Here is an 18,215-nt window from a genome sequence, read left to right on the forward strand (position 1 = left end):
CCCTTAAAAAGGCCAGTGGTGTTTTAATTTTGCTTAACCTTCAAAAACAAGGCTACGAAGTTTTACTTTAGTCTACTATTCTAAAGGTCGAACCCATATATTTCGGTAACTTACTCTACTATTGTCTCCATGGTCTTGTAGACGTATAGGAGCTTTACCATGTGCTTCATTTTTAGGCCAACCGATATAAGGAGTAGTTCCTTTTATCTCAGTATGATCTTGAATAAGTACACCATTTTGAAGAATGGTAATTGTAGCGGACTTTATTTTACCTCCTAGCTCATTAAACTCAGGAGCATGATATATAATATCATAGGTATTCCACTCTCCAGTTGGGACTGAGGCCATTGCTAAGGTTGTTCCTTGTTTGTAAATCGTTCCAACCTGACCATTAGTATAGGTAGGATTGTCATTATTATCAAGTATCTGGACCTCATAGCGATTTTGCAGAAAAACGCCGCTATTAGCACGACTCTGTCCTTCTCCCTGGATTTCTTCAGGTGATTTCCATTCTATGTGAAGTTGAACGCTTCCAAAACTTTCTTTGGTCTGAATATCACCTGTTCTATTTTTCACAGTCATACTACCATCCTCATTAAGGATCCATTTGGCCTGTGAATTGTCTGAACTACTTACCCACTGATCTAAATTGGAACCGTCGAATAACACTATGGCGTCACTAGGGGCTCCATCTTGTGCATATGGTTGTACCTCTGGTACTACGGGCTCATAAAACTCAGTTTCTTCGGGTTTGGTAGGCTCTGTACCACTATATTCTTCGTAGGTGATAACAGGGTCCAGCTCTTGTGGCTGATCCACAGTCTCAGGTTCGTTATTCTGCTGTGTCTTGGATTGCTGACAAGATACTAAAACGATTAACAGTAATAGGCTTAAAATTGAGTGTCTGATCATTTGGTAAGCTCTTTAATCTTGATGTTTTTAAAAGATACTTTATCACCGTGATATTGTAGACCTATTTTACCTGTTTTATAGGCACCAAATCCTTCCCATCCTTTGAATTTAGAATCAGCGATCAAAGCTTCCCATTCTGGTCCGTGTACTGGAAATTCAACTACTTTAGTACCGTTCAAAGTAACTGATCCTTTATTGGTGATATGGTTGATTTCTAAAACACAGTTGTTCCACTCTCCAGCTGGTTTTGCTACTTTTTCACTTGGAGCTATCATATCATAAAGGGCACCTGACTGATGTGTTGTACCCGCTTTAGCATCTGGGTGTCTCTCATCGTCCAGTACTTGGATTTCTGGTCCAGTTTGATAAGGTTGGTTGAATTTTTCATCCTCAATTACCCCCCAGAATATACCACTGTTACCACCTTCTGAAATCTTCCAATCCAGGGATAAAACAAAATTAGTATACTCTTTTTCAGTGACAATGTTTCCAGCTGAATCTCCTGGTGTTAATACCATTGCTCCATTTTCAATCGACCATGCTTCTGATACTGGTTCGCCAGTATTGTACATATGCCAGGCATCGAAATTGCTCCCGTCAAATAGAATTTCCCAGGAATCTTGAGCTTGTTTTTCATGCTTGTGTTCTGCCACGGGTTCTGATTTTTCTTTACTTTCTTTTTGGGTGTTTTGTTTACACGAAATTAAAAGTAATGCCGCGACAAACAAGTAGCTTATTGTTTTCATCAATTGATATTTAGTTGTTTATATTCCTAAAATGTTTTTTAGTTTGTTTTGGTCTATTTCAGCACCAGCAAAATCATCAAAAGCTCTTTCAGTGGCCTCTATGATATGTTTTTGGATAAAAGGCGCACCTTCTCTTGCTCCTTGCTCTGGAGATTTAATACAGCATTCCCATTCCATCACAGCCCATACATCACAACCGTATTGTGTCAATTTTGAAAAAATTGTTTTAAAATCAATTTGTCCATCACCTAAAGAACGATATCTCCCAGCGCGATCTCCCCAATTATTATAACCACCAAAAGCTCCTTTTTTACCTGTAGGATTGAATTCTGAATCTTTTACGTGGAAGGATTTAATAAATTCATGGTAATGATCTATATAGGTGATGTAGTCTAATTGTTGAAGCACAAAATGCGATGGGTCATACAGGATATTCACGCGTTTGTGATTTCCAGTAGCTTCTAGAAAGCGCTCAAAAGTATCACCATCGTGAATGTCCTCACCTGGGTGCACTTCATAACAGACATCAACACCATTTTCATCAAATTCATTTAAAATGGGTAACCATCGTTTTGCCAATTCTTCAAATCCCATTTCTACCAAACCTTCTGGTCGTTGTGGCCAAGGGTGGAAGGTATGCCAAAGTAAAGCACCAGAGAAAGTGGCGTGTGCCTTAAGTCCTAAATGATTACTGGCCTTAGCTGCTTTTTTTAAAGTTTCTACGGCCCATTCTGTTCTCGCTTTTGGATTTCCGTGCAAATGCGCAGGAGCAAAGTTGTCAAACATTAAGTCATAAGCTGGATGTACTGCTACTAATTGCCCTTGCAAGTGGGTTGAAAGCTCGGTAATCTCTAAGCCATAGGAATTAATGGTTCCTTTAAGTTCATCACAGTAAGTTTTACTTTCGGCTGCTTTGTCTAAATCGATTAAAAAGCTCTCCCAAGTTGGAATTTGAATGCCTTTATATCCCAAATCAGCTGCCCATTTACACATGCCTTCAAGGGTATTGAAAGGCGCTTTGTTATCTACAAATTGAGCCAAAAATACCGCAGGCCCTTTTATTGTCTTCATTTGTTATATTTTTAATGGTCTATATTATATCTTGTTAACCAAGCAAGTTATTTAGAAATCTGCATATTGGAAAATTTTAGAAGTGTAAATTACACTTAAAATTCACTTGGCTTTTTCCAAGCTGCATTATTTTTATCACTATCTACAGCAGCATAAATAAATTGAACGCCTTTTACCCCATCATTTACGGTGGGATAATCAAGATTCTCAACCTCTTTATTTTGTAGAACTGCGCTGAGGTGCGTTGCGAAACTTTTGTAAATATTTGCAAATGCTTCTAGATACCCCTCTGGGTGACCTTTGGGAATTCTTGAAACCTCTCTTACATTACCGTAGATTCCATAGCCATCGGGAGTAAAGGTTTTCTCTGGTTCCCCTTTGAATTGTACAACGAGTCGCGTAGAATTTTCTTGTTCCCACTTGATACTCCCTTTTGTGCCATACACACGGATCGCAAGGTCGTTTTCCTCACCCAATGCCACTTGTGAAATGGTCAAGATGCCCTTGGCACCGTTTTCCATTCGAAAAAGCAGATTACCATCATTGTCTAGTGTACGTCCTTCTCCGATACGTCCTAAATCCGAGGCAATTTCAGTAATGTCCATGTCGGTAACATAACGCACCAATTGTTCAGCATGGGTTCCGATATCCGCAAGTGAACCTCCTATTCCTGATTTTTTAGGATCAGCACGCCATGGTTTAATGGATGCCTGTTCATCAAGTTCATCCGCCATCCATCCTTGTAGATACTGCGCCTGAACTTTAATAATATCACCTATATCCCCATTTACCACCATTTGTCGCGCTTGTTTAACCATAGCATTTCCGCTATAATTATGGGTAAGGGCAAATAACAATCCTGTTTCTTTTACCAAATCCTGCAGAACCTTAGCTTGATCGACTGTTAATGTCATGGGTTTATCACAAACCACATGAAAACCATTTTCCAAGGCCATCTTAGCAGGTTCAAAATGCAAGTGATTTGGTGTAACGATGGTTATAAAATCTATGCGCTCTCCAAGTGGGAGTTCCTTTTCTTTTAAAAGCATTTCCTCAAAGCTCCCATAACAACGGTTTTCGTCTAAGTAAAGCTCTCTACCGGTGGCTTTGCTTTTTTCTACGGTGCTGCTAAATGCTCCAGCTACAAGTTCAATCATTCCGTCTAGTGCGGAAGCTTTACGGTGAACTCCTCCCATAAATGATCCGAGTCCGCCACCGACCATGCCCATTCTTAGTTTTCTCATTATAGTACTGCTTAATGTTTTGTATTTTACGATGTTAAAATACTTAAAAAAAATCTGATTAACGATTAAACAAATCATATAAGGCTGTGAATATTGCACAGCCCTATGTTAATTTTTCTATTTATCGGATTATAGTTTTACCCAAACATTTCCCTTTTGGTGGGATTCAACGACGCGTTCGATAAAGTTCATTCCTCTAAAACCATCGTTCATTGTTGGAAATTCTCCTGGGTGATATTCTTCTTTTCGAATGGCTTTTGCAACCCCTTTATAGATATTTCCCATGGAGTCAAAAATACCCTCTGGGTGTCCTGGAGGAAGTTTCGTTCCATCAAGTGAAAATTCACTGTTATAGCCATGGCCTGGTTTAAGCACTTTAAGAGGCCCATCCTCCGTTAGGTGATAGAGGTAATTTGGGTTTTCTTGTTCCCATTTTAGACCTCCTTTTTCTCCATAGATGCTAACAGTAAAGTTGTTTTCTTCTCCTGTGGCTATTTGAGAGGTTCGCAATAATCCTTTGACATGTTCAGAAAAACGCAATAACACAGTTCCGTCAATATCCATTTTGTTATCGCTGTACATGTAATTTAAATCAGATAAGATACTTTCTACTTCTAATCCAGTTAGGTATTCGATCATATCGTACCCGTGGGTTCCAATATCACCAATACAACAGCTTATTCCCCCTTTTTCTGGATCTAATCTCCAAGTATTTGCTCTTTTCTCTGCGTCGTGAATAATTGGGTTGATCCAACCTTGATAATACTGTACATCTACTTTTTGGATTTTACCAATTACACCCGAAGCAATCATTTCTTTCATTTGTCTTACCATTGGGTAACCCGTATAGGTATAGGTCACGGCAAATAAAACATCTGATTTATCCAAGGTTTCTTTAAGGATTTGTGCCTCCTCAAAAGAAGTGGTCATTGGTTTTTCACAGATGACGTTAAATCCAGATTCGATAAGCTTTTTAGCCATCGGAAAGTGTAAAAAATTTGGTGTCAGTACAGAGACCACTTGCATACGCTGATCTTCAGGAAGTTTTAACTCCTCTTCGATCATGGTGTCAAAGTCATTGTAAACTCTGTTGGTAGGTATGCCGATTTTCTCTGCAAATCCTGTATTCTCTTCAGGGATAGGATTAAACACCCCCCCCACTAATTGATAGCTATCGTACATAGAAGATGCAATTCGGTGTAAAACGCCAATAAGCGAATCACCGCCTCCTCCTAAAATTCCCAATCGTATTTTCTTGCTCATTTTGCTTGTTGAAATGTTAAATAGTTAGTATATGAAATGTAATAATTAATAGTAGTAGCATAAACGCAAAAAGCTTTGGTGAAGAAATTCACCAAAGCACCTTTGCAAAAACTTAGTTTTATTGTTGGTATTCTATTTTCTCGTCTTTAAATAATAAGGCAAATAATAGGGCTACAACTAGAGCAAATCCTGCTGGGTAAATCCAAATGTTTTCCCAGTTATGTAGTCCTTCAGTATTTTGATACATATCTGTGATAATTCCTGCGATGTAGAAACCAATAAGCATACCGACTCCGTAGGTTGCTAGTGTAATTAACCCTTGAGCAGCACTTTTAAATTTCTTTCCTGCTTTGGTATCTGTATAGATTTGTCCAGAGACGAAAAAGAAGTCATAACACAAACCGTGCAGCGCAATACCGATAATAAGCATAAAGACTAATTCTCCTGAGTCCCCATAGGCAAATAATAAGTATCGAAGTGTCCATGCCAACATACCGGCTAGAATAGTCATTTTAAATCCGAATTTCTTAAAGAAAAATGGTAATAACAACATAAAGACGACTTCTGACATTTGTCCGATAGACATTTTGAAGGTCGAATTTTCCACGCCTATTTCAGTTAAAAATGGACTGGCATTTTGATAATAAAATGCAAGAGGAATACAAATCAGCACTGATGCAATAAAGAACAATAGGAAGTTCCTGTCTTTCAGTAGACTTAGTGCGTCTAATCCAAGAATATTGGAAATGCTCATTTTTTCGTCCTTGTCAATTTTTGGTGGTGTTTTTGGTAGTGTGAAGCTATACAGACCAAGTACAGCTGATGCTATTGCTGTCATTAGAAAGGTGTTTTGAAGCATGCCTTGGGCAACGCTTTCAGTAGAATCCCAGTTTAAATAACTAATGAGTGAACCAGCTACAATCCATCCGATGGTACCAAATACACGTACAAAGGAGAATTGTTTTGCGGGGTCTGTCATTTGATTAAATGAAACAGAATTAACAAGTGCCAAAGTAGGCATGAACACGATCATATAACTAAGTACGTAAGGATAAAAAGCTCCAAAATCAGTACTTTGATACATCATATACATCAGTAGCGCCCCGATAAGGTGTAGTACGCCCAAAATACGTTCTGCATTGAAATAGCGGTCTGCAATTAAACCAATAATAAATGGAGCGATTATTGCCCCCCATGACTGGGTTGAAAAAGCCATCGCTGATTGTGCACCAGTAGCCTGGAGATTACTCCCTAAAAAGGTGCCTAAAGTAACGAACCAACCTCCCCAGATGAAAAATTCTAAGAACATCATAAAAGAAAGTTGAACCTGTGTTTTAATCTTCATGTTAGCCTGCGTTTAAATTTAGTATTTATAAAATAGTTAATAGTCTTAGCTTGTTAATTCATCTGCTACATTAATCAAAAGGGCTTTAGTAGCTAGAATCCCTTCTTCCTCTGAGAGCTCTTCTCCTTCATATTCAATTCCGATATATCCGTTGTAATTCGCATCATTCACAATGCCCATCATTTTTACAAAATCGATGGTTGTTTCTCTTCCATTGTTGTCAAAATTAAAGGATTTTGCACTTACTCCTTTGGCATAAGGCATTAATTCTTTAACTCCTTGGTATTTGTCGTATTCTTCAATACATGGTGTGCTCCAAAGTTCATTTGCTTCCCTTTTTAGACAGAAATTTGAAAAATCTGGTAGTGTACCACAGTTGGCCATATCGACCCCTTCCATAACCTGGACCATTAAGGCTCCGTTGGAAGATAAATAACCGTGATTTTCGACGATGACATTTATATTCTTTTTGGATGCATATTTGCAAAGTTCCTTTAGTGACTTTACAGAGTTCTTTACCCAAATCTTTTGATCGAGACTTCCAAACAAACTTACCCTCATAGAATGACATCCTAAAGCAGCAGTAGCATCCACCCAAATTCTGTGCTTTTCAACAGCTGCAGTTCTATAGAACTCATCCGAGGATGCCAATAACTCTTTATCATCATGAAGATCTACCATCATAATTTGATTCTTCATAGATAAGGAATCACTTTTTTCTTTGAGTTCAGTCATGATATCCATGATCGCCTGATCGGTGTTTCCTCTTTTTTGGATTTCAGGAATATATAACTGACTCACATACTCTAAAGATTCAAATCCAAGTCCTTTTGCTTTTTGTGCAAAATCCATTGCATCTAATGCGTTATTTAATATCATTTTATGCAATGACCATTGTGCGAGAGATAATTTAATCTTAGGATCAGTTTGTGAAATCATCACATTTTGATTCACAGTTGATTTTTGCCCCGATTTGTTTTCTTTACAAGCGTACATCCCTAGCAATGAGACTCCAGCGATGGAGTAGGTGGTATTGCTTATAAAATTTCTTCTCTTCATTTTAACAAAAATCAGGGGTTAAATATAGTAAATCTCTAATGTTAATGTTTCTGCTATATTAAATTCTTAATTAAAAGATTCGTCTAATGTAAAGAATTAATTTATATATTTGGAAAACTACTATAATAAACAAGCTAAAAGTAAACATGAGTACATTTTATTACAACTCCCCTGTAGAAGAGTATGACGCTATAGTCGTGGGTACTGGGGTTTCTGGTGGTTGGGCTGCGAAAGAACTTTGTGAGCAAGGCCTTAAAACACTAGTATTGGAACGTGGCCGAATGGTAAAACACCGTGAGGACTACCCGACCGCAAATTTGGATCCTTGGGATATGCCAAACGGGGGTGCAGCGACTGCGGATGTTAAAAGAAGGAAGTTTAAACAGGCTAGAACTGGGTATACCGTAAGTGGTTCTAGTGAGCATTTCTTCGTAGATGATATTAAGCACCCATATAATGAAGATAGACGATTTGACTGGATGCGTGGGTATCACGTTGGAGGACGTTCATTAATGTGGGGAAGACAAAGTTATCGCTTGAGTGATATCGACTTTGAATCCAACTTGAAAGAAGGTATTGCTGTAGATTGGCCGATTAGATACGCTGAAATCAAACCTTGGTATGATAAGGTTGAGAAATATATAGGAGTTAGTGGTGAAAATCTTGGTTTACCACAATTGCCAGATGGTGAGTTTTTGCCACCGATGGACCTAAACTGTGTTGAGGATCATTTTAAAACTCAAATTTCTGAAAAGTTTAAGGATCGTGTAATTACAATGGGGCGTGTTGCCCATATTACACAAGGTACCAAACCAGGTGATGGTAGAAGTACTTGTCAGTACAGAAACAGATGTATGAGAGGGTGTCCTTTTGGAGCATACTTTAGTAGTAACTCCTCGACACTTCCAGCAGCTGAAGCTACAGGAAATATGACGCTTCGTCCATTCTCTATTGTACATGAGGTTATGTATGATCAAGAAAGTGGTAAAGCGACAGGAGTACGTGTTATTGATGCAGAAACTAAAGAAACATTCGAATTCAAAGCCAAAGTGATTTTCCTTTGTGCTTCTGCAATTGCATCTGCTTCAATTTTATTACAATCAAAATCAGACCGCTTTCCAAATGGAATGGGTAATGATAGCGGTGAACTAGGACATAACTTAATGGACCACCACTTTAGAGTTGGTGCAAGTGCAAAGTTTGATGGGTTCCAAGATAAATATTACAAAGGTAGAAGACCAAATGGGATCTACATTCCTCGTTTTAGAAACCTTGGAGGAAGTAGTGATAGAAGTGACTATTTAAGAGGATATGGATACCAAGGAGGAGCTAGTCGCGGAGATTGGTCTGAGGCTATTCAGGAACTCTCTTATGGGAAAGAACTTAAGAAAGCGGTTATGGAACCAGGCGGGTGGACTATGGGCATGACTGCCTTCGGTGAAACTTTACCTGATCACAAGAACCGTATGTATATGGATTACGATAAATTAGATGAGTGGGGTCTTCCTACCGTTACTTTTGATGCGGACTTTGGAGAAAACGAACTCGCTATGCGGGCTGATATGAAAGAACAAGCAGCTGAAATGTTGGAAGCTACTGGTTTTAAAAATATATCTACCTACGATAGTATCGGAGGAATGGGGCTTGGAATACACGAAATGGGAACAGCTCGTATGGGTAAAGATCCTAAAACCTCTGTATTGAACAAACATAATCAACTTCATGACGTGCCTAATGTTTATGTAACTGACGGCGCCTTTATGACTTCTTCAGCATGTCATAATCCTTCATTGGGTTATATGGCCTTTACTGCTAGAGCTGCAAGTCACGCCGTAGAAGAACTTAAAAAAATGAATTTGTAATTTAATGTAATTATGGATAGAAGAAGAGCACTCCGAAATATAGGATTAACCACAGGTTTTGTCGCTGCATCTCCAGCATTATTGAGTTTACTTCAAAGCTGTACTGCAGAGAAAGCCAGTTGGATTCCAGAATTTTTCACCCCTGAAGAAGGTATAGTTTTAACCAATATCGTAGATATAATTATTCCTAAAACAGACACTCCTTCAGCAAGTGAAGTTAATGTTCCACAGTTTATAGATAAATACATCGTAGAGGTCGAATTTGAGGAAGATCAAAAACGTTATAAAAAGCGTATGGCTGGTCTGGTAAATCATTTGAAATCCAAATTCGGTGATGATATAGCCTCAATTTCCCCTGAGCAATATGAAGAAGTCGTTGCTGAAAACCTAAAAGTTTCAGGTGATAAGCGAGACGACCTTAACAAGCGTATTAGTATTGAAGGTAATGAAATTGAACTGGATAATGCTGAAAAGCAAGAACAAGATAATGAAGCGTTAGCTTTTGGTATGATTAACGACTTACGTTGGACTACTATTAATGCTTATAAAAATAGCCAGAAAATTGGAGAAGAAGTGTTAGCTTATGATCCAGTTCCAGGTATTTATAATGGTTGCGCTTCTTTAGATGAAGTGACCCAAGGTAGAGCATGGTCGCTATAATATAGCTAAGATTTTATTTAAATTTTGTGTCAAACCTCTTCTTTTAGCATCTAATCGTTTTGATTATTTAAAACGTTCTTAGGCTAAGGGAAGAGGTTTTTAATTGAAACCGATTCCACTAAGAATACAAATGGGTTAATACATACTATATTTAACTGGTACTGGTTGAGTTTTACGCTCAATTTAAATATAAAAGCGATGAAATCCCTTGGATTCCACCGCTTTTATTAAAATTCCTTAGCTTGGAATAATGCCGTTGTCTTATGCTGTAATTTTATTCTTTCTCAGTCTTAATTTTAAACTATGTACTAGATAAAATAGTGATGGTACAATGACTAAGGTTAAAAACGTAGCGATAATAAGTCCAAAAATTACGGTCCAAGCTAGAGGACCCCAGAAGATCACATTATCCCCTCCCATATAAATGTCAGCATCGAAATTAGAAAACAAAGAAAAGAAATCGATGTTTAATCCAATGGCCAGTGGAATTAGACCAAGAATAGTGGTAATTGCTGTTAGTAAAACTGGACGTAAACGCGCTCTTCCCGCCTCGATCAAAATTTGTTGAATTTCTTCTTTTGGTAGCAAATACTTACTATCAGAAATATTAAGGGCTATCTTTCTTCTATCGATTAGTATGTCCGTATAATCTATTAATACTACACCATTATTTACCACAATACCAGCCAGAGCTATGATACCCATCATAGTCATCATAATCACGAACGACCAACCAGTAATAATTAATCCACCAAATATCCCGAGGAGGCTTAAGAAGATAGCTAACATTATTATTGATGCTTTCGAAATGGAGTTAAATTGAAAGATCAGGATGAACATGATTAAACCAAGTCCAGCAAGGAAGGCATTGATTAAAAAGTTCATTTGTTTGTTCTGTTCCTCTATTTGCCCTGTATAGTCAATATGTATATTTTGAGGTACATTAAAACTCGCCATTTCCTTTTGGATTTTTCCTACCACCGCACCAGCATCGGTATATCCAGAAGTCAATCCTGAATAGACAGTCACCACCCTTTTTAAATCACGGTGTTTAATTGCACTGAATGAGGAGGTGTTTTGCTTAGTGGCTACAGCTGACACAGGGATTTCTTTAATTTCTCCACTGACTTGATCTCTGAAAATAATATTTTGATCAAATAGCGCACTTGGATTATAGCGGAGCGATTCTTTAAATCGTACATAAATATCATAATCTTCTCCACGTTCTTTATAGATTCCTGCTTTTTCTCCAAAAATTGAACGTCTTAATTGATTTCCTACTTGACCTGTAGAAATTCCGAGTTGTCCTGCTTTTTGACGATCCACCTTAACGATCATCGCTGGTTTGTCTTTATTGACATCAATCTTTAATTGATCTACACCTGCAACGTTTCGTCCATTGATATAATCTCGCATTTTTTCAGCTGTTGCAATAAGTTCATCATAGTCATTACCACTTAATTCAATATTAACTGGGTAACCCACAGGAGGACCTACGGCATCTTTTTCTACCGATATCGCTACTCCTGGATAAATTCCTTTCAGGGCTTGTTGTACCTTTTGACGAAGGATCTCACTATCCTCACCTCGTCTAAATTTATATTCCCTCATTGTAGCGGTGATCTTTCCTTTATGAGGCATTTCTGCGGTTGAACCACCATCTGTTTGCGGGTTTCCTGCACCTTCACCTACTTGAGATACAGCAGACTCTACCATGAAGTTATATCCATGGTCCATGTATTGATCTGCATTTAAAACCTGATAGACTCTCTTTTCAATTTCTTTAGTAATAGCGTTTGTTTTGTCAATATCTGTTCCCTGTGGGTATTCGATATAAACTATAATTTGGTTTGGTTTGTTGTCAGGGAAAAATTCCACTTTGGTACGTCCACTTCCTAATGATGCCCCAAAGGCCATGAAAACTAAAATTAGAATTATAAAGGTTCCTAAAGTGTAGAACAAAGGCCTTCTTCCTTTTATAGTGTTTTGTAAAAACTTTTTATAAGCGTTCTCAAGTCTGGTAAGCGTTTTTCGTTGAAAGTAATCAGCTGCACCTTTTATCCAATAACGATAGATCCAGAACATGATTGCAGTTGCAATCATCAAAGTCCCTAACCCTCTTAATTCTCCTCCGAAAATTAAAATCAAAATCCCAGGAATTCCAAGAATGAAACTCAGGCGAATAAGCTGTTTTCTGCTTAAACGTTTTTCACTAGTATCCATAAACTGTGAAATAAGTACTGAGTTCATAAAAATAGCTACCACCAAAGATGATCCAAGAACCACAGAGAGGGTTATTGGAAAGTATTTCATGAATTCACCCATGATTCCTGGCCACATACCCAGAGGGATAAATGCTGCTACTGTTGTAGCGGTGGAAATAATAATCGGATATGCAATTTCACCAATTCCTTTTTTTGCGGCTTCCATTCTGCTTTTACCTTCTTCATCTATTAAACGGTATACATTTTCCACCACCACAATTCCGTTATCAACCAACATTCCAAGCCCCATAATAAGACCAAATAAAATCATGGTGTTGAGAGTATATCCCAATCCTTGTAATATCATAAAAGACATAAACATGGACATTGGAATAGCAAAGCCGACGAACAAAGCATTTCTAAAACCTAAAAAGAACATCAAAACACCAACCACTAATATGACTCCAAAAATAATATTGTTGACAAGATCCCTCACCTGGTTTAATGTTTGGGAGGATTGGTCGTTGGCAATACTTATGGTTAGATCTGGTGGTAATTGGTCACTTTTTTTAGCCTCTTTTAATATTTGCGTGATTTTTTCTGAAGCTTCTACCATGTTTTTACCAGCACGCTTTTTTACATCTAGCATGACCACGCTTTCACCAAATTCTCTAGCAAAAGTAGTTTTGTCTTCTTCGTGAAATCTAACCGTGGCAATATCTCTTAAATAAACCATGCCTCCATCGGATTTTACAACAAATTCATTTAACCTCTGTGGGTCTTGAATTTCACCTAGAATACGAATGGTACGTCTTTGACCACTTGTAATCATATTTCCAGCCGATGTAGTTACATTACCATTGCGTATTGCATTTAGGACATCGTCAAAGTTAATTTGAGCTGCCATCATTTTATAGACATCTACTGCAACTTCGACCTCCTTATCCTGTGCCCCTCGTATATCAACCTGTTTGATCTCTGGTAGGGCTTCTACCAAATCCTCCAGATATTCCCCATATTCTTTTAATTTATCCACTGGATAGTCCCCTTGAATATTAATATTCATAATAGGCATCTCTTCGGATATATTTAAATCAAATACATTAGGTTCTACTTTAGCTCCGTTGAATATAGGCCAATCTTCCCCTGCCTTTTCTGCATCAACTTCGTCTTTTACCTTTTGTTTAGCTGCTTCTACAGTTATATTTTCATCAAACTCCACCGTGATAATGGCGTAGTCTTCTTGTGAAGTTGACAGGATTTCAACTACATTACTGATGTTTCTAAGTTGCTCCTCTAAAGGGTCAGTTATTAAACGCTCAATATCCTCAGCGGTATTGCCGGGATAGGGCGTACTAATGTATATTTTGGTTTCTTTAGCCTCTGGGAAGGATTCTCTAGGCATTCCGAAATAGGCAGAAACACCTAAAATGAATACCAATGCTATCACGACATAGATGGTCGTTTTATTTTCAATTGCCCATGAGGATAATCGAAATTCCTTTTCTGCATTCTTATCAACTGAGTTCATGAATTATTGTTTTAGAATTTTTACCCTTTGACCCTCTTGCACACTTCGTGCTCCTTCATTGATAAGAAAATCCCCAGCTTTAATCCCATCTAAAATCTCCACTAAATCTCCTTGGGTTTTACCTGTTTTGACGATCACCTGATGAACCTCTGCCTCACCGTTATCCTGGATATCGGAAGCGATGTAAAGATATTGTTCGCCCTCGGAATTCTCTGAGATAATACTTTGTGGAAGTAAAAAGGTGCTCTGATTAGTGTAATCATTTATAACCACTTTAGCTGTAAGGTTTGGTTTTATCATTTGGTCTTTGTTGGGGACATCAACCTCTATTTTAAAGGTCCTATTGCTTGGATTAATATAATTGCTCACTTGACGTATTTCTGTTTCTACCTTTTTATTTAATACTGGAAAAACTGCGATCACATCGGTTCCTTTGGTTATGCTTGGTAAATATCTTTCAGGAACTTCTGTTTCAATATACATTTGATCAAGACTAACGATTCTCAAAATCGGCGTACCGATAGAGATATTTGAACCTTGTTCTGAATGAATGTTTTCTATTGTTCCACTAAATGGCGCAATAACCTTCGATTTAGATAATTGTTTTTCCAATTGTGCAACAGCATTTTTGTTAGACTCATATTGTGTTTTTGCTTGTAGAAATTGAATTTCAGAACCAATGTTTTGATCCCACAATCGTTTCTGACGCTCGAAGGTTGTCTTTGCTAAATTTGACTGCGCTTTGAGCTGGGCTAATTGTGCCTCAAGGCCTCCGTCATCTATTTTAGCAAGAACCTGCCCTTTTCTTACCTTTTGTCCTTCGGTCACAAAAACCTGCTGAAGGGTTCCTGAATGTTCTGCATTAATAAGGATGTTTTCTTTGGTAGCAACATTTCCTTGCAGTTCAATATAATGGTGAAATAAGGTGTCCTTCGCCTTAATAGCGGTCACTAGAGCTAAGTTTGAGGTGGTATCTAATTCCTTTACCGCTGCACTCAATCTTCGCATATCTGCTCCTAATTGGTCATGCTGTATGGTTATGGCATCTAATTTTGTACGTATTTCTTGTAAATTTCCGTTTTCAATAACTTGATCAACAGAAGTTTCATTCTTGCCACAGGAGCTAAGAAGAATAGTTGAAATGAATATTAGGGATGCTTTTTTCATCTGTGCTTTTTTTAGTTTTGATCTGTGTTGTTGTTAAGTAAATCTGGTGAGTTAATGACCGTTTCTAAAGCCACTTTGGTATCTATGACAGTTTTCATAGAATTGATGTATTCCTGTTGTGCGGTGTATAGCTGTGTTTGTGCTTGCCTGAGTTCGAAGCTGCTACTAATTCCCTCTTTGAACTTTATGGTATTCTTATTCTCAATGCCTTGAGCTAATTTTAAATTTTCCTCTGCGGTTCGGTAGTTTTCAATGGCATATTCAAAATTACTTTCTGCTCTATCTAATTCAAGACGAATCTGTTGTTTTGCATGTTTAAAATCTGTTTTGGCTTGATCTAAAGATATTTTTGCTTGTTGGGTTTTTGCACTACGCTGTAGGGAACTGAAGATGGGCACTTCCATACTCAGACCGAAAACAGAAGATTGATACCAGGATGTTTCGCTGTCAAAGAAGACAAAGTCATTGTCAAATGCACTTGTGCCGTAATTTACAAAACCACTGATTCTTGGTAATGCTTTACTCTTTTCTAATTGCAGTTCAAGTTCCCTTTGTCTGGTAAGGTTTTTTGCAATTCGGTAATCCACGTTGTTTTCAAAATTGAATTGTTGTTCTTGAAGAAGGATTCCAATACTCTGCTCAGCTAGTGACTTTAAATCATCTTCAAGATTAACTTCTGCTTCTATTTCAATACCTAAAGAGAGATTGAGCATTTGCTTTGAGATGCCCTCAAGGCGCTTGGCATTTTTGAGATCGTTCGTAATTTGTGCTGTTGTGATCTGTAATTGTTCAACATCCTCCGCTTCTACAAAACCATTTTCATACATGGCTTTGGTTTCGTTGAGGTTTGAAGTAATATTCTCTAGGTTACTCTTCAAGATCCGGATGCCTTCCTGAGCCACTAAAACACCCCCATAGGCATTAATTACTCCTTCTCTTACCTGAAGTAAATTCTTCTCATTAGTGTTTTCGCTATATTCAACAAAGACCTTTGATGCTTTTAAACCTACTAAATAAGATCCATCAAAAATTAATTGTGTTAGAGTTGCGGTCAGGGACATTTGTTGCTTAGTTCCAAAGGTGACGGGAAGAAAGGTACCTGGTTCCCCTCCTGCTATTTCACCCGGGATCAATGTCACTGGTTGTTTAATCATGTTTTGGTAATCGGCCACCCCGTTAATTTGAGGTAAACCAGTTGCGGTGGTCTCCCATTTCTTTTTTAGAGATTTGGCAATTTCTCTTCTAGAATTTATAGCTGTATAGCTACTGTCCAAAGCAAATTCAACTGCTTGTTCAAGGGTGAAGCTGTATTGTTGTTGTTGAGAAAATCCCAGAGTGGTAAGCAGTGTGATACTTATGATGAATAATGTTCTCATCGGTTTAATTGGTTTGTGTGTTGTTGCAAAAATCTTTTAAAACTTTTAGACCTAAGTCTGTAGCGATAGCTCGAATGTGATATTCAAGGAATTTATGGCTAATGTCACTCGGAGAATACATTTCTAATGGAAAAAGGTCTGTATCCTTTATGCCTAACATACCACTGACATAAATGCGGGATGCAAATCCAACATCTATTTCTGCGCGATACATTTTACACGCTATCCCTTTTTCAATGTTTTCTTTTAAACATTCTCCAATTACTTTGAGCTGTTCGTGATATAATCGATTGTAGATCTTAGGGTAATATTTTTTTAGTTGAAACTGAGGTGAAGACTTTTCATCTTTAAGATAATCACTTACAAATTTTTTAACTTGAAATAATTCCTCAATTGGATTATCAGAAGCCTCTCGAATAAATGAAATCCCATTATTTATAGATTCAAATACATAAAAGGTGACCGATTCTATCAGGTCATTTTTAGTTGTAAAATGCTGGTAAATTGTTTTTTTAGAGATCCCTAACTCCAGTGCAATATCGTCCATTGTGACACTTTTAAATCCTAGATTTAAAAACATTTCTGCCGCCTTATCTAATATCTTTTCCTTCATAATATGTCACAAAGATATAACGGAAACTTTAAAAACATGAAAAGTTTCCAAAGTATTTGAATAATTTAACATAACAATTTCAATCACTACTTTTTTAAATATGGTATTTTAGCAAAAAATTACCTTATGTTATCTATTTCGGACTACCGAGACTTATTTTTAAGCCATTTACAACAAGAGATTATTGTTCGAGATCCAAAGAATTTATATCAGCCAATGGATTATATCTTAAACCTCGGCGGTAAGAGATTAAGACCAGTACTTACCTTAATGACGGCTGACTTCTTTTCAGGGAATCATCAAGATGCATTAAAGGCGGCTACGGCTATTGAAATCTTCCACAATTTCTCTTTGGTTCATGATGATATAATGGATGATGCCCCGCTACGAAGAGGGAAACAGACAGTGCATGAAAAATGGGATCTAAACACCGGGATACTTTCTGGTGATGCCATGCTGATTGTTGCTTATCAGTTCTTTGAAAATTATCCCGCAGAAACCTTTCAAGAATTGGCTAAATTATTTAGTAAAACTGCCATTGAAGTATGTGAGGGTCAACAGTACGACATTGATTTTGAAACCAGAGATGATGTACAGATCGATGAGTATCTCAAAATGATTACCTATAAAACAGCGGTCCTTGTAGGAGCTGCTATGAAAATGGGAGCAATTGTGGCAGATGCATCAAAACAAGAGGCCAATGCAATCTATGACTTTGGACTTAATTTAGGGATTGCGTTTCAATTGATGGATGATTATTTAGATGCCTTTGGAGATCCAAATACCTTTGGTAAGCAAGTAGGAGGAGACATTATTGAAAATAAAAAGACATTTTTATATCTTAAAACTCTCGAGAATCTATCTGAAGACCAATCGATGCAACTACGTCATTTATTTTCCATTACACCTGAGGATACTTCGGATAAAATTAAGGTGGTAAAGGATTTCATGATCTCAAGCGGAGCGGCCGATCAGACGCAAAAAGAAATTGAATTCTACACTCAAAAAGCCCTCGAAATTTTGGATGGATTAAGTGTTGAACACACTAACAAGAACATCTTAAGGGATTTCGCCATTTCCTTAATGAATCGAGAAATTTAACTCCTGTACTACTCCATTTAGTTAAGCATCAGTGAACTTACCCATCTACGCTAATGCGATA

14 protein-coding genes are annotated in these 18,215 nt (G+C 37.5%); 3 read left to right on the plus strand and 11 right to left on the minus strand.

What is annotated here, in order from left to right; translation table 11 throughout:
- Positions 1-75: 75 nt before the first annotated feature.
- The 7 genes from I215_RS01680 to I215_RS01710 all read right to left on the minus strand — a co-directional run bounded on the left by I215_RS01680 (position 76) and on the right by I215_RS01710 (position 7,640).
- Positions 76-912, minus strand: coding sequence for a 3-keto-disaccharide hydrolase (locus tag I215_RS01680; RefSeq protein ID WP_008990210.1), 837 nt, complete (start codon positions 910-912; stop codon positions 76-78).
- On the minus strand, positions 909-1,658 hold the full coding sequence (locus tag I215_RS01685) for a 3-keto-disaccharide hydrolase (RefSeq protein ID WP_008990211.1): 750 nt from the start codon (positions 1,656-1,658) through the stop codon (positions 909-911). Before I215_RS01685 ends, I215_RS01680 begins: the two co-directional genes overlap by 4 nt.
- An 18-nt stretch (positions 1,659-1,676) precedes the next feature.
- A complete protein-coding gene (locus I215_RS01690) occupies positions 1,677-2,729 on the minus strand; it encodes a sugar phosphate isomerase/epimerase family protein (protein ID WP_008990212.1) in 1,053 nt (350 codons plus the stop codon).
- Between the two features lie 95 nt (positions 2,730-2,824).
- Positions 2,825-3,973 carry a Gfo/Idh/MocA family protein gene (locus I215_RS01695; protein ID WP_008990213.1) on the minus strand — a complete coding sequence of 383 codons (1,149 nt, stop codon included), beginning with the start codon at positions 3,971-3,973 and terminating at the stop codon, positions 2,825-2,827.
- A 129-nt stretch (positions 3,974-4,102) separates the two neighbouring features.
- Complete coding sequence (locus tag I215_RS01700) at positions 4,103-5,236, minus strand: Gfo/Idh/MocA family protein (RefSeq protein ID WP_008990214.1); 1,134 nt, start codon at positions 5,234-5,236, stop codon at positions 4,103-4,105.
- A 118-nt stretch (positions 5,237-5,354) separates the two neighbouring features.
- Positions 5,355-6,581, minus strand: a complete 1,227-nt coding sequence (locus I215_RS01705; protein WP_008990215.1) for a nucleoside permease — start codon at positions 6,579-6,581, stop codon at positions 5,355-5,357.
- A gap of 45 nt (positions 6,582-6,626) precedes the next feature.
- Entirely contained in the window at positions 6,627-7,640 is a 1,014-nt protein-coding gene (locus I215_RS01710; RefSeq protein WP_008990216.1) for a sugar phosphate isomerase/epimerase family protein, read from the minus strand.
- Positions 7,641-7,786: 146 nt separating this feature from the next.
- Here I215_RS01710 and I215_RS01715 point away from each other — a divergent pair, with 146 nt between their 5' ends.
- Complete coding sequence (locus tag I215_RS01715) at positions 7,787-9,502, plus strand: GMC oxidoreductase (protein WP_008990217.1); 1,716 nt, start codon at positions 7,787-7,789, stop codon at positions 9,500-9,502.
- A 12-nt stretch (positions 9,503-9,514) separates the two neighbouring features.
- On the plus strand, positions 9,515-10,162 hold the full coding sequence (locus tag I215_RS01720) for a gluconate 2-dehydrogenase subunit 3 family protein (RefSeq protein ID WP_008990218.1): 648 nt from the start codon (positions 9,515-9,517) through the stop codon (positions 10,160-10,162).
- A gap of 261 nt (positions 10,163-10,423) precedes the next feature.
- On the opposite strand, the gene I215_RS01725 is transcribed toward I215_RS01720, so the two are convergent.
- Genes I215_RS01725 through I215_RS01740 form a run of 4 tightly spaced genes read right to left on the minus strand, consistent with a single transcriptional unit; the run spans position 10,424 to position 17,053 of the window.
- Positions 10,424-13,897: an efflux RND transporter permease subunit gene (locus I215_RS01725; RefSeq protein ID WP_008990219.1), complete on the minus strand. Its 3,474-nt coding sequence runs from the start codon at positions 13,895-13,897 to the stop codon at positions 10,424-10,426.
- Between the two features lie 3 nt (positions 13,898-13,900).
- A complete protein-coding gene (locus I215_RS01730; protein WP_008990220.1) occupies positions 13,901-15,064 on the minus strand; it encodes an efflux RND transporter periplasmic adaptor subunit in 1,164 nt (387 codons plus the stop codon).
- A gap of 11 nt (positions 15,065-15,075) precedes the next feature.
- Positions 15,076-16,440: a TolC family protein gene (locus I215_RS01735; protein WP_008990221.1), complete on the minus strand. Its 1,365-nt coding sequence runs from the start codon at positions 16,438-16,440 to the stop codon at positions 15,076-15,078.
- A 4-nt stretch (positions 16,441-16,444) separates the two neighbouring features.
- Entirely contained in the window at positions 16,445-17,053 is a 609-nt protein-coding gene (locus I215_RS01740; protein ID WP_008990222.1) for a TetR/AcrR family transcriptional regulator, read from the minus strand.
- Between the two features lie 126 nt (positions 17,054-17,179).
- Between I215_RS01740 and I215_RS01745 the strand changes: the two genes are divergently transcribed.
- Complete coding sequence (locus I215_RS01745; RefSeq protein WP_008990223.1) at positions 17,180-18,154, plus strand: polyprenyl synthetase family protein; 975 nt, start codon at positions 17,180-17,182, stop codon at positions 18,152-18,154.
- Positions 18,155-18,215: the final 61 nt, after the last annotated feature.

The sequence above is a fragment of the Galbibacter marinus genome, assembly GCF_000300875.1.
GTDB lineage: Bacteria > Bacteroidota > Bacteroidia > Flavobacteriales > Flavobacteriaceae > Galbibacter > Galbibacter marinus.